Source organism: uncultured Holdemanella sp. (genome assembly GCF_934754935.1).
Taxonomy (GTDB): Bacteria; Bacillota_I; Bacilli_A; order Erysipelotrichales; family Erysipelotrichaceae; genus Holdemanella.
Map to the genome: position 1 here is coordinate 1 of NZ_CAKVJB010000008.1, position 22,655 is coordinate 22,655.

Below are 22,655 nucleotides of genomic sequence, written 5' to 3' on the forward strand. Positions count from 1 at the left end.
AGAAGTTAAGCACTTTCACGGCGACAATAGTTGGGCTTGCCCCTGCGAAGATAGCTAGCTGCCGGGTCTTTTTTTTTTGCCTTTTTTTATATTTTATTGTAGAATAATGCGTTGTATGGAGAGTAAAATTATGAACAAAATTGGATTTAATAATCAAAAATATTTAGATATGCAATCTAAGCATATTATGGAGCGTATTGCTCAATTCGGAGATAAATTATATTTGGAATTTGGTGGTAAATTATTTGATGATTATCATGCATCTCGTGTTTTACCTGGTTTCTCACCAGATTCAAAATTACAAATGTTGATGCAGTTAAAGGATGATGCGGAAATTGTCATTGTTATTAGCGCAAATGATATTGAACAAAATAAAACGCGTTCAGATCTTCAAATTACGTATCAAGAAGATGTATTACGTTTAATTAATGAATTTACTAAGCGTGGATTATATGTCGGTAGTGTTGTTGTAACGCAATATAATCGTCAAAAAGCGGTTGATTTATTTAAAGCTCGTTTAAAACGTAGAAAAATAGATGTATATTTTCATTATTATATTGAAGGATATCCTACAGATACTAAGAAAATTATTTCTGATTCAGGATTTGGAAAAAATGACTACGTTAAAACCACTCGTCCATTAGTTGTTGTTACTGCACCTGGTCCTGGTAGTGGAAAAATGGCAACATGTTTATCACAGTTATACCATGAACATAAACATGGCATTAAGGCAGGATATGCAAAATATGAAACATTCCCTATTTGGAATTTACCTTTGAATCATCCTGTCAATCTTGCTTATGAAGCTGCAACTGCAGATCTTGCAGACGTAAATATGATTGACCCATTCCATTTACAGGCTTACAATGAAATTACAGTAAACTACAATCGTGACATTGAAATTTTCCCTGTATTAAAAAATATTTTTGAAGAAATTTATGGTTCTAGTCCTTATCAAAGTCCAACCGATATGGGAGTCAATATGGCAGGGCTTTGCATCAGTGATGATGAAGCTTGTTGTAATGCAAGTAATCAAGAAATTATTCGTCGTTATTTTGTAAGTAAAACAAGATATGCATATGAACTTTGTTCGCATGATGAAGTTCAAAAACAAGAAGTTGTGATGAATAAAGCAGGAATTACTGAATTGGATCGTCCATGTGTTATGGCTGCACGTAAAAAAGAAGAAGAATCTAAATCTTTTTCTGGTGCGATTGAATTAGATGATGGAACCATTATTACAGGTAAGACAACAAACTTAATGGGAGCATGTTCTTCAGTACTTATGAATGTATTGAAATATCTTGCGGGTATTGATAAAAATAAAGTATTGATTTCTCCTGAAGCTATTGTTCCTATTCAGAATTTAAAAACAGAATATTTAGGTTCGGTAAACCCAAGACTTCATTCAAATGAAATTTTAATTGCGTTATCGGTTTCAGCTTTACATAGTGAAGACGCAAAGAAAGCATTGGCTATGTTACCTAAATTGAAAGGTATGCAGGCACATGTAACTTGTGATGTCGCGGATGTAGATTTAAGCATTTATTCCAACTTAGGTATTATGCTTACTTATGATGCTAATAAGAAATAGGAGGCTTTTATGGCAAAATCAATTCCTAGCTCTGGAGCAGGAGCTGTTCGTATTATTTTAAAAAACAAAGATGCTTTTCATTTTGATTTAAGAGAAAAGAAAGAAGATAACGGAAAACAAAGTTATTTGTTTGATGTATATTATGAAAATGCCACAGGTACATTAAATGTCTTGATGGATAAAGATGAACCGGTTATTGCGGCATTGAATTTAAGTTTGGGTAAAGTTATTACTTTATCTAACGATACAAACTTAAAGAAATTATGTAAATATGTTATAGATCAGGTGAATGCATAATGAAGATAAGATTGCATGTTGTTGTAGATAAAGAAGATGATGCGATTGTTGAAGTAGTTCAAAATGCATTGGATGAAATTTGTTCAAAAATGTCTTATTCTCCAAGTCGTTTACAGCCAAGTTTAGCTGGTTGTATGGAATTCTATGCGACAAGTGAATTGGAAGAAGATGAAATTGATGATCTTTTATCTAAACTTAACAATGATTGGGATGGAGAAAAAGATGATTGCCAAGCATATAGTTTCAATACTACAATGTTTCATCCAAATGTTTACTACTTACAATTCCAATCTTTCTAGGATATATTATGATTGATTATACAGAAGGTTCAAATCGACAATATCATACTCAATTATCAGAAAGTGATGTTGGTGAATATGTTATTTTAACGGGCGATCCAAAAAGAGTAAAGGATATCGCATCATATTTAGATGATGCTTATTTTGTTGCGGACAATCGTGAATATGTAACTTATTCAGGATATATTAATGGTGTTTTATGCAGTGTAGTTTCTACCGGCATTGGTGGAGCTAGTACTGCCATCGCAATTGAAGAACTTGTTCAACTTGGATGTCATACATTCTTACGTGTAGGTACGAGTGGTGGTATGCGTCTAGATGTTCAAGGTGGAGATATTGTGATTGCGAGTGGTGCTATTCGCCAAGAAGGTACAACACGTGAATATGCACCAATTGAATTTCCTGCTGTTCCAAGTTTTGATGTTTTAAGTGCTCAAGTAGAAAGTGCAAGAAAATTGAATCTTTCTTATCATGTTGGAGTTGTTCAAAGTAAAGACTCTTTCTTTGGTCAACATGCACCTGAAACAATGCCAATTTATCCGGAATTGCAAAACAAATGGAATGCCTATTGTAAGCTAGATTGTTTAGCATCCGAAATGGAATCGAGCACTCTCTTTATTGTAAGTCAAACTCGCCATGTTCGTAGTGGAGCTATGTTTTTATGTTTGGCTAATCAGGAAAGAGAAAAAGCGGGATTATCAAACATTCAAAATCATGATTTAAAACCATTGATGGAATGTGCAGTTCAAACTATAAAAATTTTAATAGAAAAAGATGAGGCTGAGAATCACTAGGATCTCAGCCTTTTTAATGTGTTTGGAATGTTGTTGATAATATCTTCTGGCATGAAACTTGCTAAGTCTATATCGAGTTTAGCACTTTGCGAATGAATGTAGGTAGCACATAGAGCCGCTTGCATTGGATCTTTGCATTGACCTAGCATTGCTACAACTATACCGCACAATATATCTCCGCTGCCACCTTTGGCAAGGCCAGCGTTTTGTGCATCTAAAACATATACATTGCCTTGATGGGCAATATAGGTTTGACTTGATTTTAAAATGAGTACGCAATTTTTGTATTCTTTAGAAAAGTCACGTGCAATTTCAAATGGGTTTGATAAGATTGTTGTTATGTTGATACCTGTTAAGTCCGACATCTCTTTAATGTGCGGAGTTAATATAGTTGTTTCGTTTCGTTTTAACAAATCAATATTCTTTTGTGCAGCCCATAAGGCATCAGCATCAAGAACAACTTTTTTATCACTCTTCAATACTTGTTCCACTAAGGAGATTGTAACATTATTCTTTTGCATACCATTTCCAATGGAAAGAATGGAATAATTATTTATATTTTGTTTCAAGATATCAATGGCTTTTGAACTAAAGATACCATTTCGATCACTACATTGTAGAAGCATATAAAAATCAGATTTGATTGCTAGAATATTTGAAATACATTCTGGAACCATTAATGTGAGTGTTCCAATACCGCTTTTATAAGCACTCAAGCTTGCCATATGGATAGCTCCATGCATGTTTTGACTTCCGCCAATCATCAAGGCTTTGCCAAAAAAAGATTTATGAGCCGTCAATGGACGATTTGGAATATGGATATCCTCTTCACTTAAGACTTTTATTATGTCCATGCATTTATGGTGTAGAATTTGAGGAATGCCTATATCTACAAGATATAATTTCCCACAATGATTTTTACCTTCGTTTAACCATTGTCCTTGTTTATAACAATCCAAACTGATCGTATAATCGGCATGAATGGCACAACCTAGAATATTGCCCATTGTAGCATCGATACCACTAGGCATATCAATACTGATAATGGTTGAATGTGTTGCGTTCACATTTTGAATCATTGTTTTATAAAAGCCCGTGATATCTCTAGATAATCCGTTGCCAAAGATGCAGTCAATATAAACATCATATGTTTCATTTGGTAGGTTATGGTCATATTTAATATTGAGATTTTGAACCATTAGAAATTGAATTTTTTCTTCTTCAGACATATTTTTAGTTTCTGGAACAACCACAAATAATTTTGAATATTTAGTTTTCAAAAGTCTTGCGATAGCTAATCCATCCGCCCCATTATTTCCAGGTCCACAAAGAATACAGATGGATTGATCTTTAGTTATGTTTTTTTCAATGATTTTAGTCGATTCTATAGCTGCATGTTCCATAAGAATTAGACTTGGAATTTGATATGTTTCAATAGCGGCATGGTCGATATTTCGAGCCGTTGCTTGCGTATGAATATAGGCAGGATACATAATTTCACCTTCTTCATATTTACTATACTCTTAAACATTAAAAAATCATAATACTTTTAAAGATGTATGTTATAATTATGAAATTGGAGGTATTTTATTTTATGTCAAGATCTTCAGCGGCTAAAAAGTCGATTATAGTTGGCGGCCTGATCGGTACGGGTGGTCTGTTTGTTTCAAAATTAATTGGATTGGCATATACAATTCCATTTTCATATATACTACAGTCAGAAGCATATCAATCTGTATATGCACAATCTTATAATATATATGCCTATTTATTGACTATATTTCAATCGGGTGTTCCTTTTGCGGTGGCAACTTTAGTAGCACGCTATATCGCATTAGAAGATGCCAAAAGTGTTATTTTAGTTAAAAAAATTGCGTTTGCGATATTAGGATTAACCGGATTTGTAGGAATGATTCTATTATTTACTTTATCCAATGTCATTGCGCCAGCTATGGTAGCCAAAAATGCGGATATCATGGCAAATTGCTTAAAAATATTATCTTTAGCTATTTTCCTTGTTCCAGTTTTATCTGCTTTTAGAGGCTATTATCAAGGCTTAAAAGAAATGGAAGAATATGCATTCTCTCAAGCTTTTGAACAAGTATTCCGTGTAGCATTCTTGTTAAGTGCTGCTTGTTTAGTTGTATATGCGTTTGGTTGGGATAAAAAATATGCATTGTATGCAGCTGTTATGTCCACTTCTGTGGCAACCATTGCGGCCATTGCACAATTTGCGTATTTTGATCGTAAACATCAATATGTCGTTGATGAAATGGCAAGTAAACAGACAAAGGCTTGTCATTCAGCTAAAAAGATTTTTAGAGAAATTCTTATTTTGGCAATTCCATATTTGGTTGTTGCGATTTTAGGAAATATTGACCAGGTATTTAATGGCTTTTTATTACCAACCGGATTAAAGATGCACTACAACGCGAAAGATACAACAACAGTTATTTCTGCATCAAACTATGTTGCTGGAAAATTAAATGCGATTCCAATGATTTTGGGTCCGGGGTTCGCAACAGCTATCATTCCACATATATCTGAAGCATTATCTAAGAAAAATTATAAACTCGTTAAGAAGAATGTATTGGATAGTATCAATGTTGTACTTTATGTGGCAATCCCAGTCTCTTTCTGTATTTTTGCGTATGCAGGTCCATTGAATTATACATTGTATTATTCAGAAAATTTAGAGCTATGTACATTCGTAGTACAATGGATGGCTTTAGAAGGATTCTTATCTACATTTGCTCCTTTGGTAACGAATTTAATGGTTTCATTGGAATTAAGAAAAAATGTATTAAAGAATCTTGCGATTGGTGTATTGATCAAAGGTGTTTTATTGATTCCATTTGTATGGATCATGGGTATAGCTGGAGCTGTTATTTCAAGTTTATTAGGTACGGGCTATATTCTTTATAAAAACCTAAAAGAAATTCATGATGTATATCACATTTCTTATCGTAAAACTATGATTATTTCAGTACGCATTTTAGTTGGTTTACTTGCCTTATGGATTGCTTCGCTTTTATTATCAAAATTAGGATTGTATGGAGTTGAAGGTTCAAAACTAGTATGTTTGTTCAAGATGTGTTTAAATGGTTTATTAAGTGTAATTGTATATGTGGTTGTCACTTTATATTTAAAGGTTCCACAAAGTATTTTTCACTTTCAGTTAAGAAAGAAATCAGGTGTATAAAATGTATGATGTTATAGTAATTGGAGCTGGACATGCAGGAATTGAAGCGTGTTTGGCATCGAGTCGAATGAATAAGAAAACGGCAATTGTCACACTAAGTAAAGATATGATTGGTTCTATGCCATGTAATCCTAGTGTTGGTGGACCGGCTAAAGGAATTGTTGTACGTGAAATTGATGCGTTGGGTGGTATGATGCCTATTGCGGCGGATAGAACAGCTTTACAATTTAAAATGTTGAATACGACAAAAGGTCCTGGAGTATGGAGCTTGCGTGTTCAAAGTGATAAGATTGCGTACAAGCGTTTTATGAAAAAGGCTTTAGAAGAACAAGAAAACTTAGATATTATTGAAGCTGCATGTAAGAGTGTAGTGATTAAAGATAAAAAAGCCATTGGTGTTGAATTAGAAGATGGTACTTTTGTAGAAAGTAAAGCCGTTGTCTTGACAGCGGGTACATATATGACAAGTAATGTCTTAAGAGGACATACTTCAACTGTTTCTGGTCCGGAAGAACAAAGAACAGTAAATACCTTATCTCAGTCTTTGCGTGATGCAGGGATTCGTACATTCCGCTTGAAAACGGGAACACCGGCTCGTGTAAAAATGGATACGATTGATTTTTCTAAGGCGGAACCTCAACCTGGGACAAATCAGTTCTTGCGTTTTAGTGAGACAACAAAAACAGAAGATGTATTGCCTTTTGAAAAACAAGAAATATGTCATTTGATTTATACGCAACCAAAAACGCATGAAATTATTCATACACATTTACATGATTCAGCCATGTATTCAGGATTGGTTAAAGGTGTAGGACCTCGTTATTGTCCAAGTATTGAGGATAAATTAGTTCGCTTTGCGGATAAGGAAAGACATCAACTTTTCTTAGAACCCGAATCTAAAGAATTGGATACGATTTATATTCAAGGTTTTTCCACTTCAATGCCAATTGATGTACAAGAAGAAATGGTTCATTCATTACCTGGTTTAGAGCATTGTGTGATTGAAAAATATGCGTATGCGATTGAATATGATGCGATCGATCCACTTCAAATGAAACCGAATATGGAGAGTAAAATTGTCGAAAACTTATTTACGGCAGGACAAGTCAATGGTACAAGTGGTTATGAAGAAGCAGCTGGTCAAGGTTTAATGGCTGGTGCAAATGCAGCTTTAAAAGTTGATGGAAAAGAACCATTTGTCCTTCGTCGTGATGAAGCCTATATTGGTGTTATGTTAGATGATTTATGTACAAAAGGTACGAAAGAGCCTTATCGTTTGTTGACTTCACGTGCTGAATATCGTTTGTTGTTGCGTCATGATAATGCGGACCAACGCTTACTTGAAAAAGGATATGAGATAGGTTTGGTTTCACAAGAAAGATATGATGCGTTTAAAAAGAAAATGGAAGCTGTAGAAGTAGCTGGAGAAGAACTTTCAAATGCACATATTAAACCAAATAGTGATGTGAATGAATATCTACAAACATTAGGTTTTGAACCATTAGCACATGGATGTAGTGCATTGGATTTGATCAAGCGTCCTAAAATTACGGTTCGTGGATTGGCAAAATATACTGGATTAGACTATGAGGATCAAATTAATGAGCAGATTGAAATTCAAACTAAGTATGCTGGTTATATTGCCAAGGCAAAGCGTGATGCCAAACATCTGCAACAAATGGAAAAGATGAAACTTCCTCAAAACTTAGATTATGAAAATATGGATAATCTTTCTTTAGAGGCGAGACAGAAATTAACAGAGATTCGTCCTTTGACTTTAGGACAGGCAAGTCGTATTTCGGGTATAAATCCGAGTGATATAGCGATTTTAGCTATGCGTGTGAAATAATTTTCATTGAATTCGCTTTCAAAAGTATGCTATATTAAAAAGGGGATTTATTTATGAAAGGAAGACGAAAAAAAGTTCAACTTGTATTTGTATATGTTATAATGCTTGGAATGTCTGCATTTTTAATTGTAGGTGGAATGCGCCAATTGGCCATGACTCATGAGTTAAGGACAAGCATTAGTCAAAAGCAGAAAGAGAAAAATGCTTTGTCTTCAAAGAAAAAAGAATTAGAGAAGGCAAAACAAAATCTTACAAATCCAGATTATGTTGAATATATTGCGCGTGGAAAATACTTAGTGACAAAAGAGGGGGAGCAAGTATTTAAATTTCCAAGTAAAGACAACTAGGCCGTTGTGGTCTAGTTTTTTTGTGCAAAATAAAAAAAGTGCCAAAGCACTTTTATTACCTAGATGGTGAGGCCGATGCGATTTGAACGCACACGAGCATTACTCACTACCCCCTCAAAGTAGCGTGTCTACCAATTCCACCACGGCCTCATAGTGTTAAAATATTACACTATTTTTGTAAGCTTGGCAACACATTCAAGTCCGATAGTTTGACAAAACATGTCAACGGGTTGTACGTATTCGCATTGATATCCATATTCTTTAAATATTTTTAAATCTCTTGATAATGTTTTAGGATTACAAGAAACATATACGATTTTATCAGGTTGCATTGTCACTGTGTCTTTAATACCATTTTCAGTCATGCCTTTTCTTGGTGGATCAATAAAAATAACATCAATTTTATCCTCTTTATGATTATGCGCAAAATCTGTGGCATCCTGGCAAACGTAGTGACAATGATCAAGATGATTCATTTTGGTATTGTCATTGGCATTATCTACAGCTTCTTTAACGATTTCAACACCAATTACACTTTTGGCATGTTGACTGACAGCCATTCCAATGGTTCCAGTACCAGCATACATGTCAATGCATGTTTCATTTCCAGAAAGATTAGCGGCTTTAATGGCTTGGCTATATAGAACTTCCATTTGTTTAGGATTGACTTGAAAGAAAGCTTTAAAATGTAATTTTACTTTATTACCTAAACATTCTTCAATTATATAGTCATTTCCATATAATACTTTATATGTATTGCCTAAGATCACATTGTCATTTCGTGTGTTGTAGTTAAATACAATACTTGTGATATTTGAGAATGTGTTTTTTAATTGGTCAGATAAGGATGAAATATTCTTTTCACTTTTACCAATAAATACCACTTGAATTTCATCTGTACTAGAATGACGGATAAATACGTGTCTTAAATCTTGGGCCATTTCAAGCGTGATCTGTTTTTGGATAAAACGAAATACTTCATTGATTATATGATCTTGAATCTTACACTCTTTGCATGTGACTACATCGTTTGAGTGTTGACGATAAAATCCCATTTGTACTTTTCCATCTTTTATTTTAACTGGAAATTGGGCCTTATTACGATAATACCAAGGAAAATCCATACCTAGAATGGGTTTAACTTCTATGTCTTCAAATAATTTTTTAACATGTTTATATTTATAGTCTAATTGATATCCATAGTTCATGTGTTGTAGTTGACATCCGCCGCATGTTTTTGCGACTTCACAAGTTAATTCTTGGCGGTTTATACTTGGTTCTAAAAGTTGTGTAATGATGCCAAAGGCATATTTTTTATTGACTTTAACAATCTTAATTTTTGCCTTTTCACCAATCAATAAGTTAGGAACAAAGACAACCATATCGTCAATTTTAACAACGCCACTATTTAAATCTGTATCATCGATACATGTTACTATATATTCTTCATTTTTTTTCATACATAAGTATGATAACTAAAAAATCTAGAATTGACAAATAGAATTATTAGAGTAATATATATAGCGTACTATATAAATGTATAGCGCGCTATGAAAATGAGGTGAAGACAGTGTGTGACAACAATGATATTGGTTTTTATTTTAGTTTGATCAAGAAAAAAATGGATAAACATATGAATGAAGGATTAAGAAAGTATGATTTAACGAAGTCTCAACAGGAGGTTTTAGGTTATTTGCATTTTACAGATAAGGATCCAGTCATTCAAAAAGATATTGAAGAGCATTTTCATATTTCAAATCCAACGGTTACAGGTATTCTAAATCGTTTAGAACAAAAGGGATTTATTGAAAGAAAGCTTAATCCGAAAGATAAGCGAGTTCGTGCGATTGTGTTAACACAAAAAGAGCAGGATCTTCATGAGGATGTTGAAAATCAGATTCGTATCATGGAATCTAAGTTTGAAAATGCCTTAGGTATAGAGAAGCAAAAGCAATTATTAGAAATTTTAAAGGAGCTTGCTCAAAATTTAGAATAAGGGGGTTTTATTATGGTTAAAACTTTATTAAAGGAAGTGAAGGAATATAAGAAGGATACGCTTTTAAGTCCTGTTTATGTTTCAATTGAAGCTATACTTGAAGTCTTGATTCCTTTTTTGATGGCTTTATTAGTGGATAATGGCATTGAAAAAGGAAAAATGAGTTCAATTTGGTTGTATGGAATTTTAATGTTGGTGGCAGCCTTTGTATCTTTGTGGGCTGGAGCTAAAAGTGGAAAGCATGCGGCTATCGCATCGAGTGGTTTTGCGAAGAATTTGAGGAAGGCAGAATATCGTAATATTCAAAACTTTTCCTTTTCAAATATTGATGCCTATTCAACGAGTGGATTGATCACTCGTATGATGACGGATGTGACAAATATTCAAAATGCATATCAGATGATTATTCGTGTTTGTGTTCGTGCACCATTGATGCTGATTGCATCATTAATCATGGCTTTTATTATTAATAAACAAATGGCAATGATTTTTGTGGGTGTTGTATTTGTTTTAGGAGTTATTTTATTTGGCATTATTTTTATTGTAAGTCCTATCTTCGGTCGTTTATTTTCTCGTTATGACTTTTTAAATGCGAGTATTCAAGAAAATATTTTGGGAATTCGTGTTGTGAAATCTTTTGTTCGTAAGGATCATGAAATTGAAAAGTTCCGTAAAGAAAGTGAAACTATTTTTAGCATTCAGGGTAAGGCTGAAAAAATCTTAGTATTTAACTCGCCTGTTATGCAGCTTTGTATGTATGGCACCATTCTTTTGATTTCATGGTTAGGGGCTCATCAAATTGTGGCTTCAAATATGACAACTGGAGAATTGATGTCTTTATTTACATATACAACAAGTATTTTGATGTCATTGATGATGATGAGTATGGTTTTTGTCATGGTGACAATGTCGATTGCGAGTGGAAAACGTATTGCCCAAGTATTGAATCAAGAATCAGATCTTACAAGTCCTGAAAATGGAGTACAAACTGTAGAAAATGGAACCATTGATTTTGAAGATGTTTCATTTCACTATGGTAAGGATGAAGATATTTTAAATCACATTAACTTGCATATTCCTTCAGGTTCAACACTTGGAATTCTTGGCGCAACAGGATCTAGTAAATCGAGTTTAGTACAATTGATTCCACGTTTATATGATGTAACTAGTGGTAGCGTGAAAGTAGCTGGAATGGATGTACGTGATTATGATTTAAAAGTATTGCGGGATAATGTGGCGATGGTTCTACAAAAGAATGTTTTATTTTCAGGAACAATAAAAGAAAACATGCGTTGGGGAAATCCTAATGCGACAGATGAAGAGATTATTGAGGCTTGTAAACTTGCGCAGGCGGATGAATTCATTCAATTGATGCCCAACAAATATGATACGTATATTGAGCAGGGTGGATCGAATGTTTCGGGTGGACAAAGACAACGTTTGTGTATCGCTAGAGCTATATTAAAGAGTCCTAAAATTTTAATTTTGGATGATTCTACAAGTGCAGTGGATACAAAAACGGATGCCTTGATTCGTCAGGCTTTCTTAGAGAAGATTCCACATATAACTCGAATCATTATTTCGCAGCGTGTTTCAAGTATCCAGGATGCAGATCAGATTTTGGTCATCGATGATGGAAAAGTTTCTGGTTTAGGCACGCATGAAGAATTATTAAAATCGAATGCGATGTATAAAGAAACGTTTGAGGCACAAAATAATGGAGGTGATTTTGATGAACAATAGAAGTACGAATAGTTTAAAGCGTGTTATTAAAGAAACCATAACTGCTTATAAGATTGAAAGCTTTATTGTACTAGTATTGATTGTTGTTTCAAGTATCGCCAATGTATATGGAAGCATGTTTCTAAAAAACTTGATTGATGATTATATTGTTCCATTATTATCACAGAAAGTACCGAATTATACACCTTTATTGAATGCGTTAATGGAATTAGCGATGATTTATGGAGTTGGTATTTTGGCAACTTATGGATTCAATCGTATTATGGTCACTATTTCTTTAGGTACTTTAAAACATATTCGTGATGAATTGTTTGAACATATGCAGACGTTGCCATTACGATTCTTTGATACACATGCACATGGGGATATCATGTCTGTTTATACAAATGATACGGATACTTTAAGACAGTTGATTTCGCAAAGTATTCCTCAGGTCATTGTATCTTTAATGACGATCATCTCAGTAACAATTTCCATGTTTATCTTAAATGTACCATTGGCTATATTAACAATCGCATGTGGTTTATTGATGGTTTATACTTCAAAAAAGATTTCGGCAAAATCAGGTAAATACTTTATTGAGCAACAAAAACAATTGGGTGTAGAAAATGGTTTTATTGAAGAAATGATGGAAGGTAGTAAAGTCATTAAGGTTTTTACGCATGAAGAACAAAGTATTAAAGATTTTGATCAAGTCAATGATGCGTTGTTTGAAGCGAGTGCCAATGCGAACACGTTTGCGAATGTTTTAATGCCAATTGTAATGAATATTGGATATATTTCTTATGTGCTTGTAGCTGTTGTTGGATCTGTCTTTGCGCTAAATCATATTGCTGGATTAACGCTTGGTAGTATTGCGGCATTCTTACAGTTAAATCGTAGTTTCACGAATCCAATTGGACAAATTAGTATGCAGTTAAATGCCGTAATTATGGCGGATGCCGGTGCTAAGCGTATTTATGAAATCATCGATACAGAAAGTGAAGTGGATGATGGTGTGGTTACTTTAGAACAAATTGATCATGATCATTGGGCTTGGCATCATCCAAGAAAAAATGGTCAAGATGAATTGGTTCCTCTTCGTGGGGATGTTCGTTTTGAAAATGTGAACTTCTCTTATAATCCAGATAAACAGATTTTATTTGATGTTTCTCTATTTGCGAAACCAGGTCAAAAAATTGCGTTTGTAGGAGCTACGGGTGCTGGTAAAACAACAATCACGAATCTAATCAATCGTTTCTATGATATTCAATCGGGTTCCATTACATATGATGGTATTGATGTAAAACTAATCAAGAAGGCAGATCTTAGAAAATCATTAGGTATTGTATTGCAGGATACAAATTTGTTTACTGGTACAATTATGGATAATATTCGTTATGGTCGATTGGATGCGAGTGATGAAGAGTGTATTGCGGCAAGTAAATTAGCAAATGCACATGAATTTATTAAACACTTAGAACGTGGCTATGACACAATGATTCATGCGGGCGGTGAATCTTTATCACAAGGACAAAGACAACTTTTATCCATTGCTCGTGCAGCGGTTGCCAATCCTCCCGTATTGATTTTGGACGAAGCTACAAGTTCCATTGATACGCATACTGAGCGTATTGTTCAGGAAGGTATGGATAAGTTGATGGAAGGAAGAACAGTATTTGTGATTGCGCATAGACTTTCAACAATTCAAAATAGTGATGCGATCATGGTGTTAGAACAAGGTCATATTATTGAGCGTGGTAATCATGAGGACTTGTTGAAACAAAAGGGTAAATACTATCAATTGTACACAGGTGCTTTTGAGTTAGACTAAATATTTAATTTTAGGCTTGCATATATTTTGATTATGTTATAAAATATATGCGTTGTCGACGTAGCTCAGCCGGATAGAGCATGCGCCTTCTAAGCGCACGGTCGGGGGTTCGAATCCCTCCGTCGACGCCATCTAGTGAATAAAGCCTTTATATAAAGGCTTTTTTTCTGTTTATAGATAGTTTTGAAAACCTTTTTGAAAACCTTTATAAAAAAACAAAGAAACATTATGTCTCTTTGTTGAAAAGGTTTAATCAAAAATATTGATGTTAAGATTTAATAAATTGGAATTTGTTTCTTGATACTTATTGCACTTTTGCTTTTTTCTTAATCATACATATTGCTGCTAAAGTAACTATAACATAACCTAATAGTGCAATAATTGATGATTCAATTCCAAATTCTCCACCAGTGAAAACAAAGTCTTTTGAATCAAGTACATATGTCATAACCGAATATTCATCTGCCTTTTCACTTATCGATAAACCGCCGCCAATAATTAAAATATTCCAAAGTGAATGAACAATTCCGCTGTTCCAAACAGAACCACTTTCAATAGCAATCATTGAGAACATTATTCCCACCATTGTTCCTGCAATAAGAACCAACAGGCTACTTATAATGGAAAAATCCATTCCTATAATATGTATTAATCCAAATAAAGCTGATGGAATTAATACAGCTACTTTAATATTCCATTTCTCTTTTAACAGATTTAGAATAACTCCTCGAAAAACCATTTCTTCAACAAAACCAGCGGCTATGCCTGTAAAAGCAATACCAGCACTCAGTATTGAAAAAATCTGATTACTATTCATTCCAGAAGAAACATACTTTCCAGAAAAGAAAAAAAGATAAATCGCTATTACTGTCACAGGTAATAATACACCTACAATAATCCATTTAGCTTTAATTGAAAATTTTGGCATTCCCAAATTTTCTATTTTTATTTTAAGTAGTCTTTTTGAAAATAATTTAATTAAAACAAATGCTAATCCAACATATATAATTCCTGCTATAATATTGCATATACCTTCTGGAATTTTAATCAAAACAAACAAACTTGCCACTAACTGAGCTAATAATTGAGCTACTAGCAATACAATGATAGCTCCCAAAGCCCCTCCTATCGTCTTTCTTGTACTCATAAAATGCTCTCCTTTACCTTCATTATTGCAAAAAATTACTACCAACTTAACAAATTCCGATTTATCTATAATTTAAACTTCATTATAATCATGTTGATTGAATTATCAATAGAAAATTTTATCTGTTTTGTGTGTTTGTGTTAACACAAGGGTTTGTAAAAAGGACTATTATATGCATAGAACTACTACAAGACTACTACTTGCAGATGTGTTCTGAAAACACTCCTCTCCGTCTAACTAACGGAGTCTTGGGTGTTTTTTTTATTTGTGAATTCAACTAAAATAGTATTGAAAAGAGTAGGTGGTTTTGTGAAACAAGCAAATGATAATTTGACTATAATAAATGACTTGCAAAAAGAGATTCAGTGTTTGAAGAACATTTTGGATCGAGAAGGAATTTCTTATCAAGAAGAATTGGCTCAATTAACAAATACAGAAACTTTTGAAACGAATCAAGGTAGTCGTATTGTTTTTCCAAATGAAATCACAAAAGATATGGCAAATCGATTTTTCGCTCGTTTTTGGGGTCGTACAGATGTGTACGCAAAAAGAGTGGAAAACAAAAAAACGAACAAGGCAGGGTATTATCCGCAATGTATAAATTTTTGGTCAGATGGTTGTGGTAAGAAATGGAATGCAGGATTTCGTTGCCAAGATTGTCATTACCAAAAATATAAAGCTTTGACAATTGATAGTATTATGTCTCATTTAAAAGGAAATGAAGTTATTGGTGTTTATCCATTACATAAAGATAATACGTGTCGCTTTTTAGTGTTTGACTTTGATAATCATGATAAAGATGCAGGAAATGATTTTGCGAATATAGATGAGAGTTGGAAAGAAGAAGTCAATGCGATGCGAAGAATATGTCAAATAAATGGAATAGATCCTTTAATTGAGCGTTCTAGATCTGGTAAAGGAGCTCACATCTGGATTTTCTTTGATAAACCTATTTCAGCTATTTTGGCAAGAAATTTTGGAAATGCTTTGTTGGATAAAGGGGCAGAGCAAGTGAATTTAAAATCGTTTAAATATTATGATCGTATGATACCAGCACAAGATAGTATGCCAAAAGGTGGCCTTGGAAATTTGATTGCTTTGCCGTTACAAGGACAAGCATTGAAAGATGGCAACAGTGCATTTATTGATGAAAATTGGAATGCCTATGCAAATCAATGGAATGTATTATGGTCTAAGCCTAAGCTTTCACAGTCGTTTATTGAAGAAAAGATAAAAGAATGGCATGGAAATTTAGATGATAAACCTTGGGATTCTGTTAAAGAATTTGATAAAAATGAAGTGGACGGAAAAATGCATATCACTTTATCAAATGGTATTTTTGTGGATACTTCAAACTTAAGTGCATCTATTCAAAATAAAGTTCGTAAATTGGCTAGAATTAGTAATCCAGTCTATTATAAAAATCAAGGTATGGGAATTTCTACTTTTGGTATGTATAAATATATTTATCTTGGGGAAGACTATGATAGTGGATATATACAAATTCCTAGAGGCTGTTATGATACTTTAATGTCTTACAATAAAAATGCTAGGATTCAAATGATGGTGGACGATAAAAGACAACCAGGAAAAAGTATTGATGTTACTTTTAAGGGGGAGTTAAAGCCGGAACAAGAAGTGGCTCTACATAAAATGATTGAGCATGATAATGGTATTTTATTAGCAACTACAGCTTTTGGTAAGACAGTTCTTTGTGCAGATTTAATTGCGACAAAGAAAGTGAATACACTCATTTTGTTGGAGAGTTCATCTTTATTAGAACAGTGGAAAGACAAATTACAGACGTTTTTAGATATAAATGAAGAGTTGCCTGAATATACCACGCCTAAAGGTTTGGTCAAAAAGAGAAAATCTTTGATAGGTACTTTGCAAGGTTCGCATGATTCTATGACAGGTATAATTGATATCGCAATGGCTGGTTCTATATGTAAAAAGGGGAAATTTCATAAACTGTTGAATGAGTATGGCATGATCATTGTGGATGAATGTCATCATGCGGCTTCAAATACTGAAAGTGCTGTTTTAAAAGAAATTAAAGCTAAATATGTATATGGTGTTACGGCCGTTGATCGAACAGATCAATTAGATAAGATGAATTTTATGCTTATTGGTCCAATACGACATAAATATTCCGCAAAAGAACAGGCTGAACAACAAGGGATTCCTCGTTTATTATATCCTCGGTTTACACATGTGGTTGCACCAAGAGGAATGATGAAAGATGAAAAGAATCCAAATGAAGCATACTCAATATTACGAGATAATGATTTGCGAGATCAAATGATTGTTCAGGATATAAAGGATTGTATTCAGAAAAAACGTACGCCTGTGGTCCTGTCTAAATATGTGAATCATTGTAAAAAGCTATATAAACAATTAGAGGGTGTGGCAGATTCTGTTTTCTTGTTGATAGGTACTCAATCAAAAAAGGAAAATGATCATATTGTTGAATTAATGAAAAGTGTGCCTGAAGACAAAACTATGATATTAGTGGCGACAGGATCACTCGTTGGAGAAGGTTTTGACCTTGATCGATTGGATACTTTGTTTCTCGCAATGCCTGTAGCGAGTAGTAGTGTTATAAAACAATTTACAGGAAGAATTCATCGACTATATGATAAAAAAGATACAATACTTGTATATGATTATGTAGATGTCCATATTCCAATGTTTGATCGAATGTATGGAAAAAGATTAAAGGCCTACAAAGCATCTGGTTATGAATTAATTTCGGATACAAACGACATAAAAAATGAATCAGAGACTTCTCAATCTATTTTTGATGCAAATAATTATTATGATATGTATAGTCAAGACTTAATGTGCGCAAAGAAAAATATTGTTATTTCCAGTCCTTCATTATCTGGTGATAAGGTTGCAGATTTTACAAAATTAGTTAAAAACAAGATAGAAGATGGAGTGGAAGTAACCGTAGTTTCTTGGATGCCAGATAAAATTAGGTTTGGAAGTTCAAATTATAGAATGCAGTTGTTAGAAGAAATGAGACAATCTGGTTTTTATCTAAAATCGGCAGAAGATAATTGCGAACATTTTGCGATTATTGATCAAGAGATTGTATGGTATGGAAATATGAATTTGTTAGGGAAGCAAGATGTTGAAGATCATATTATGCGAATTCAAAGTAAAGAAATCGCTAATGAACTTATGGAAATGACTTTTGGGAATAGTTTATATAATTATTTGAATAACTTCTAGAAATTTTCCTAGAAGTTTTTCTATTTGTGATAAAATAATGGGCAGGTGATATTTGATGAGTGAGAAAAGAGAAGGTTACCAGTTTGTTGGTTGGTATATAGATAAAGAGTGTACAAAAAGATTAAATCCAGGTGGGGTACTTCCTCATTCTGTGACTTTATATGATAAATGGATACCTATTTGGTATCCCATTGAATATGATGTGGATGGCGGAATTATGTCTCGTCGTAATCCTAGATATACGTGTATTGAATCGGAAGAATTGTTGTTGTATCCGGCATTTAAGAAGGGTGTTATGTTTGTTGGTTGGCAGCTTAATGGTGAAATTGTCACAAGTTTACCAGCAGGTATTCATGAACCTGTTATATTAACAGCCATTTATAAAGAGTGTCCTGTGATTCATTTTGAAACATGTGGTGGAGCTAATTATATGGATGTATGTACGAATGAATATGGATTGTTAGTGAATATGAAATCTCCTATACGAGTTGGATATACCTTTGATGGATGGTTTTGGGATTGTGATTATCGTTGGCGCTATAACTTGGATGAACCAATTCATGAATCTTGTACGTTATATGCCCATTGGCAGGTAAGTCAATATAAGATTACGTATGATTTAAATGGTGGATTGAGTAGTCGTAGAAATCCAAAGGCATATACGTATTTTTCAGATACGATTCATTTGTTGCCTGCCACTAAACCTGGGTATGATTTTGTGGGTTGGTTTGACGAAAGAGGAAATGAATTGAATGTGATCAAAGAGCATTCAATGGGAAATAAGCATTTAATAGCACAATTTAGAAAGAGGGAATTAGATTAGTATGCAAAATCCATTAGGGTATGAAAAAGAGTCGTCATTATTAAAAAAATTTGCGATACCAAGTATTATTTCAATGCTTGTATCGTCACTATATAACATTGTGGATCAAATCTTTATTGGTCAAGGTGTTGGTTTTTTAGGAAATGCTGCAACCAATGTAGCTTTCCCACTTACAACAATTGCGTTGGCCATCGCCTTGTTGATTGGGATTGGATCAGCGAGTTTATTTAGTTTATATCTAGGTGAAAAAAGACCAGAACGATCAAGTAGTATTGCAGGCAATGGCATCAGCATATCTGTTCTTTGTTCGGTAATCTATGTTGTTTTAGTTCTTTTGTTTCTAGAATCATTATTAAAATCATTTGGGGCTACAAGTACAATTATGCCTTTGGCCTTAGAATATACGCGTATTACGACATTGGGTGTGCCATTTTTGATTACGACAAATGTGATCAGTAACTTGATTCGTGCGGATGGATCACCAAAATATTCAATGATATGTATGGTTGCAGGTGCTATAGTTAATACCATCTTAGACCCATTATTTATCTTTGTCTTTCATATGGGAGTAGCTGGTGCTGCCATTGCCACTGTTGCAGGTCAAGTGATTTCATTTGTGATTGCGGCTTGGTATATCAAGAGTTTTCAACATATTGAATTTGATAAGAGTAGCTTACGTATTTCTTTGAGTGATACAAAAGAAATGGCAACCATTGGAATGAGTGCTTCATTAAATCAGATTGCGATTTTGTTTGTGCAAATTGTATTAAATAATTCATTGACGTATTATGGACAGTTTACCAAGTTTGGTAGTGATATTCCTTTAGCTGCCTGTGGTATTGTCATGAAAACCAATGCGATATTATTAGCTATTATCATTGGTATTTCGCAAGGAATGCAACCAATTATTGGGTTTAATTATGGGGCACAAAAATATGAGCGTGTTAAAAAGACGTTTAAGCTTGCGGTAAGTGCAAACTTAGTTGTTTCTTTTATTGGTTGGGCTTTATTTCAATTCTGTACGAGCACTGTATTATCAATCTTCGGATCAGGAGACGCAAACTATTTTGAATTTGCGACAATGTTTATGCGAATCTATCTAATGCTTGTATGCATTGATGGTGTACAGATGCTTTCGTCAAGCTTCTTTGCGTCAATTAAAAAAGCATATTTAGGAATGTTTTTGTCTATGACTAGACAAGTATTATTTTTGATTCCACTTGTTTTGATCTTACCTAAATTCTTTGGATTAAATGGTATCTTATATGCAGCTCCAATTGCGGATTTTGTTGCTTTTGTAGTTTCTGTTATATGTATTTTGGGTGAATTCAAGAAGTTAAATGAATTAGAAAAAAATATGAAAGTAGACTCTCTTTAATAGGAGAGTTTTTTTCTTGAAATGACATTCTTTGAATTCTGTATTTTAAAAAGGCGTAGAATTGATTATTGTCGATATTTATGGTAGAATACTAATGTTTCGCATGGAGGTATAAGTGAACGCATATTATCATTCTTTAATCGAAGAAATAAAAAAAGAGATAGATGAAAAAAGTTATGCCCAGGCGTACGAATTGATTTGTCAGGAGCTGAACATGCCTTATGTTCCACAAGATGCATTAGATTTATTAGAATCTTATAAGTCTGAATGTAAACCTTATTTGGAACAGAAGAATAAGAGTATGGATTTCAACAAGTTACAGGATTATATTCATGGAAGTCTAGAACAGAAAATCTTTGCGATTTCTATGTTAGAAAACATGAATTTAAGAATGTGTCATGATGAAGTTCAGGTATTATTGGATTCAGATTTACCTGATGAATATAAGGGTACATTGATTGAGGCTTTAATGGAGCAGAAAATCGATGATCCATTTGATTTGATAAAATCCGGATTGAACATTACATTTATTCCAAGTGCCATCTTACCTATGGAGCAAGATTCGTCAATCTGTGAAGCGAGTTCATTATTTGAAAGTTGGTTTACAAATGAAGATCCAACCATGGTTCAATTTTGTATGTCACTTTTGATGCAGCTTGTTTTGTATGAAAGACCATTTGGTCAAGAAGACAAAGATCCTTACCAACTTGCGAAAAGTGTAACAAGACTTGTATATGATGCAATGCAGAAATCCGATGAATGGCCTGGTTTTGTCAAGAAACAGGGGCTTGAAAAAATTGAGGATATTGAGTTATCCATTGAAAAGCGAGGAGAAAACAATGACTAGTACTTGGACTTTGAAAGAAAATTCTACTGGTGAATTAGAAGTAACAGTAGAAGGGGAAGCTTGGAAAAAAGCACAGAAAAAAGCATTAAACTATGCTAAATCTCACATGAATTTGAAAGGATTCCGTCAAGGACAAATCCCTGATGCTTTAGTTAAAAAACAACTTTCTTCAAAAGCATTATATGATATGGCTAGCGAAGAAGTAGCTAATGAAGTATTATCAGAAGGAATCAAAGAACACAATATCGAATTAGTAGCTCGTCCTACTTTAGATGTTAAAGAAGCTGATGATGAAAAAGCCGTATTAGTATTTACATGTACAGTACTTCCTGAAGTAACTTTAGGTGAATACAAAGGATTAGAAATCAAAAAAGCAGATGTAGAAGTTACAGAAGAAGATGTTGAAAACGAAGTTAAACGCGTTCAAGATCGTTATGCTGACTGGGTTGTTCGTGAAGATGACGATGCTGCTCAATTAGGTGATCAAGTAGTTATCGATTTCGTTGGAACAAAAGATGGTGTAGCATTCGAAGGTGGATCTGGAGAAAACTATCCATTAGAACTTGGTTCAGGATCATTCATTCCAGGTTTCGAAGAACAATTAGTTGGAGTTAAGAAAGGTGAAGAAAAAGACGTTGAAGTTACTTTCCCTGAAAACTACCAAGCAGCTGAACTTGCTGGTCAACCTGCAACATTCCACTGCACAGTTCACGAAGTAAAATATAAAGATCTTCCTGAATTAAATGATGAATTAATCAAAAAATTAAAGATTGAAAACGTTGAAACAGTTGATGCTTATAAAGAAAAAGTAAAAGCTGACTTAACTGCTCAAAAAGAAAGAGAAGCTGAAGAAAACTTCACTAATGAATTATTAGGAAAAGTTTGTGACAACGCAAACGTTGAAATTCCAGCAGCTATGATCGATGCAGAAGTTGATCGTATGTATAGAGAATTCGAAGGTCGTATGCAACAATCTGGATTCACTGCTAAACAATTCTTAGAAGCAACTCACCAAACTGAAGAAGCAATTCGTGCTCAAATGAGCCCAGAAGCTGCTGCTCGTGTTAAGACTCAATTAGTATTAGAAGCTATCGTAAAAGCTGAAAGCATCGAAGCTAGTGATGAAGATGTAGAAAAAGAATTTACTACAATGTCTGAAATGTACAACATGGAAGTTGAAAAAATCAAATCATTGATTTCTCCAGAAAGTATTAAAGCAGATTTAGCTAATCAAAAAGCATTAGACTTCATTAAAACTTCTGTAAAGTAGTATAATGTAAACGAAAAAA

General features: G+C 33.7%; 18 protein-coding genes and 2 tRNA genes. 16 read left to right on the forward strand and 4 right to left on the reverse strand.

Annotated elements, in window-relative coordinates:
• The first annotated feature begins 130 nt into the window (after positions 1-130).
• The 4 genes from Q0E86_RS03125 to udp are packed head-to-tail and all read left to right on the forward strand — an operon-like array spanning position 131 to position 2,984.
• Complete coding sequence (locus tag Q0E86_RS03125) at positions 131-1,594, forward strand: DUF1846 domain-containing protein (RefSeq protein WP_295754480.1); 1,464 nt, start codon at positions 131-133, stop codon at positions 1,592-1,594.
• A 9-nt stretch (positions 1,595-1,603) separates the two neighbouring features.
• Positions 1,604-1,891 (forward strand): hypothetical protein, encoded by a 288-nt coding sequence (locus tag Q0E86_RS03130; protein WP_281741191.1) that lies wholly within the window; start codon positions 1,604-1,606, stop codon positions 1,889-1,891.
• Complete coding sequence (locus Q0E86_RS03135) at positions 1,891-2,190, forward strand: hypothetical protein (protein ID WP_295754482.1); 300 nt, start codon at positions 1,891-1,893, stop codon at positions 2,188-2,190. The genes Q0E86_RS03130 and Q0E86_RS03135 overlap by 1 nt, the downstream gene beginning before the upstream one ends.
• An 8-nt stretch (positions 2,191-2,198) precedes the next feature.
• Positions 2,199-2,984: a uridine phosphorylase gene (udp, locus tag Q0E86_RS03140; RefSeq protein WP_295754483.1), complete on the forward strand. Its 786-nt coding sequence runs from the start codon at positions 2,199-2,201 to the stop codon at positions 2,982-2,984.
• Here udp and Q0E86_RS03145 read toward each other — a convergent pair.
• Positions 2,981-4,477 (reverse strand): NAD(P)H-hydrate dehydratase, encoded by a 1,497-nt coding sequence (locus tag Q0E86_RS03145; RefSeq protein ID WP_295754484.1) that lies wholly within the window; start codon positions 4,475-4,477, stop codon positions 2,981-2,983. The genes udp and Q0E86_RS03145 overlap by 4 nt on opposite strands.
• Positions 4,478-4,578: 101 nt before the next feature.
• Between Q0E86_RS03145 and Q0E86_RS03150 the strand changes: the two genes are divergently transcribed.
• The 3 genes from Q0E86_RS03150 to Q0E86_RS03160 are packed head-to-tail and all read left to right on the forward strand — an operon-like array spanning position 4,579 to position 8,382.
• Positions 4,579-6,186, forward strand: coding sequence for an oligosaccharide flippase family protein (locus Q0E86_RS03150; RefSeq protein ID WP_295754485.1), 1,608 nt, complete (start codon positions 4,579-4,581; stop codon positions 6,184-6,186).
• Between the two features lies 1 nt (position 6,187).
• Positions 6,188-8,035, forward strand: coding sequence for a tRNA uridine-5-carboxymethylaminomethyl(34) synthesis enzyme MnmG (gene mnmG / locus Q0E86_RS03155; protein ID WP_295754486.1), 1,848 nt, complete (start codon positions 6,188-6,190; stop codon positions 8,033-8,035).
• A 53-nt stretch (positions 8,036-8,088) separates the two neighbouring features.
• Positions 8,089-8,382: a septum formation initiator family protein gene (locus tag Q0E86_RS03160; RefSeq protein ID WP_295754487.1), complete on the forward strand. Its 294-nt coding sequence runs from the start codon at positions 8,089-8,091 to the stop codon at positions 8,380-8,382.
• Positions 8,383-8,446: 64 nt separating this feature from the next.
• Here Q0E86_RS03160 and Q0E86_RS03165 read toward each other — a convergent pair.
• Both Q0E86_RS03165 and rlmD read right to left on the reverse strand, forming a co-directional pair.
• Positions 8,447-8,532, reverse strand: a tRNA-Leu gene (locus Q0E86_RS03165).
• Between the two features lie 14 nt (positions 8,533-8,546).
• Positions 8,547-9,842, reverse strand: coding sequence for a 23S rRNA (uracil(1939)-C(5))-methyltransferase RlmD (gene rlmD / locus Q0E86_RS03170; RefSeq protein WP_295754488.1), 1,296 nt, complete (start codon positions 9,840-9,842; stop codon positions 8,547-8,549).
• 110 nt (positions 9,843-9,952) lie between these two features.
• Between rlmD and Q0E86_RS03175 the strand changes: the two genes are divergently transcribed.
• The 4 genes from Q0E86_RS03175 to Q0E86_RS03190 all read left to right on the forward strand — a co-directional run bounded on the left by Q0E86_RS03175 (position 9,953) and on the right by Q0E86_RS03190 (position 14,065).
• The gene (locus Q0E86_RS03175; RefSeq protein WP_295754490.1) at positions 9,953-10,378 is read left to right on the forward strand and encodes a MarR family winged helix-turn-helix transcriptional regulator; all 426 of its coding nucleotides are present in this window, start codon (positions 9,953-9,955) and stop codon (positions 10,376-10,378) included.
• A gap of 12 nt (positions 10,379-10,390) precedes the next feature.
• Entirely contained in the window at positions 10,391-12,121 is a 1,731-nt protein-coding gene (locus Q0E86_RS03180) for an ABC transporter ATP-binding protein (RefSeq protein WP_295754491.1), read from the forward strand.
• Positions 12,111-13,934 (forward strand): ABC transporter ATP-binding protein, encoded by a 1,824-nt coding sequence (locus tag Q0E86_RS03185; RefSeq protein WP_295754492.1) that lies wholly within the window; start codon positions 12,111-12,113, stop codon positions 13,932-13,934. The genes Q0E86_RS03180 and Q0E86_RS03185 overlap by 11 nt, the downstream gene beginning before the upstream one ends.
• A 54-nt stretch (positions 13,935-13,988) precedes the next feature.
• Positions 13,989-14,065 (forward strand) — tRNA-Arg (locus tag Q0E86_RS03190).
• A 173-nt stretch (positions 14,066-14,238) separates the two neighbouring features.
• On the opposite strand, the gene Q0E86_RS03195 is transcribed toward Q0E86_RS03190, so the two are convergent.
• Positions 14,239-15,081, reverse strand: a complete 843-nt coding sequence (locus tag Q0E86_RS03195; RefSeq protein ID WP_295754493.1) for a CPBP family intramembrane glutamic endopeptidase — start codon at positions 15,079-15,081, stop codon at positions 14,239-14,241.
• A gap of 309 nt (positions 15,082-15,390) precedes the next feature.
• Here Q0E86_RS03195 and Q0E86_RS03200 point away from each other — a divergent pair, with 309 nt between their 5' ends.
• The 5 genes from Q0E86_RS03200 (at position 15,391) to tig (ending at position 22,636) form a co-directional block, all read left to right on the forward strand.
• On the forward strand, positions 15,391-18,318 hold the full coding sequence (locus Q0E86_RS03200; RefSeq protein ID WP_295754494.1) for a TOTE conflict system archaeo-eukaryotic primase domain-containing protein: 2,928 nt from the start codon (positions 15,391-15,393) through the stop codon (positions 18,316-18,318).
• A 55-nt stretch (positions 18,319-18,373) separates the two neighbouring features.
• Positions 18,374-19,141: an InlB B-repeat-containing protein gene (locus Q0E86_RS03205; protein WP_295754495.1), complete on the forward strand. Its 768-nt coding sequence runs from the start codon at positions 18,374-18,376 to the stop codon at positions 19,139-19,141.
• A 1-nt stretch (position 19,142) separates the two neighbouring features.
• Positions 19,143-20,519 carry an MATE family efflux transporter gene (locus Q0E86_RS03210; protein WP_295754496.1) on the forward strand — a complete coding sequence of 459 codons (1,377 nt, stop codon included), beginning with the start codon at positions 19,143-19,145 and terminating at the stop codon, positions 20,517-20,519.
• A gap of 115 nt (positions 20,520-20,634) precedes the next feature.
• Complete coding sequence (locus Q0E86_RS03215; RefSeq protein ID WP_295754498.1) at positions 20,635-21,366, forward strand: DUF3196 family protein; 732 nt, start codon at positions 20,635-20,637, stop codon at positions 21,364-21,366.
• On the forward strand, positions 21,359-22,636 hold the full coding sequence (gene tig, locus Q0E86_RS03220; protein WP_288518720.1) for a trigger factor: 1,278 nt from the start codon (positions 21,359-21,361) through the stop codon (positions 22,634-22,636). Before Q0E86_RS03215 ends, tig begins: the two co-directional genes overlap by 8 nt.
• Positions 22,637-22,655 lie beyond the last annotated feature (19 nt).

Coding starts and splice junctions, on each gene's coding strand:
- tig (WP_288518720.1), top strand. CDS start 21,359: ATGACTAGTACTTGGACTTTGAAAGAAAATTCTACTGGTGAATTAGAA.
- Q0E86_RS03180 (WP_295754491.1), top strand. CDS start 10,391: ATGGTTAAAACTTTATTAAAGGAAGTGAAGGAATATAAGAAGGATACG.
- Q0E86_RS03210 (WP_295754496.1), top strand. CDS start 19,143: ATGCAAAATCCATTAGGGTATGAAAAAGAGTCGTCATTATTAAAAAAA.
- Q0E86_RS03125 (WP_295754480.1), top strand. CDS start 131: ATGAACAAAATTGGATTTAATAATCAAAAATATTTAGATATGCAATCT.
- Q0E86_RS03145 (WP_295754484.1), bottom strand. CDS start 4,477: ATGTATCCTGCCTATATTCATACGCAAGCAACGGCTCGAAATATCGAC.
- rlmD (WP_295754488.1), bottom strand. CDS start 9,842: ATGAAAAAAAATGAAGAATATATAGTAACATGTATCGATGATACAGAT.
- Q0E86_RS03135 (WP_295754482.1), top strand. CDS start 1,891: ATGAAGATAAGATTGCATGTTGTTGTAGATAAAGAAGATGATGCGATT.
- Q0E86_RS03130 (WP_281741191.1), top strand. CDS start 1,604: ATGGCAAAATCAATTCCTAGCTCTGGAGCAGGAGCTGTTCGTATTATT.
- mnmG (WP_295754486.1), top strand. CDS start 6,188: ATGTATGATGTTATAGTAATTGGAGCTGGACATGCAGGAATTGAAGCG.
- Q0E86_RS03185 (WP_295754492.1), top strand. CDS start 12,111: ATGAACAATAGAAGTACGAATAGTTTAAAGCGTGTTATTAAAGAAACC.
- udp (WP_295754483.1), top strand. CDS start 2,199: ATGATTGATTATACAGAAGGTTCAAATCGACAATATCATACTCAATTA.
- Q0E86_RS03150 (WP_295754485.1), top strand. CDS start 4,579: ATGTCAAGATCTTCAGCGGCTAAAAAGTCGATTATAGTTGGCGGCCTG.
- Q0E86_RS03205 (WP_295754495.1), top strand. CDS start 18,374: ATGAGTGAGAAAAGAGAAGGTTACCAGTTTGTTGGTTGGTATATAGAT.
- Q0E86_RS03160 (WP_295754487.1), top strand. CDS start 8,089: ATGAAAGGAAGACGAAAAAAAGTTCAACTTGTATTTGTATATGTTATA.
- Q0E86_RS03195 (WP_295754493.1), bottom strand. CDS start 15,081: ATGAGTACAAGAAAGACGATAGGAGGGGCTTTGGGAGCTATCATTGTA.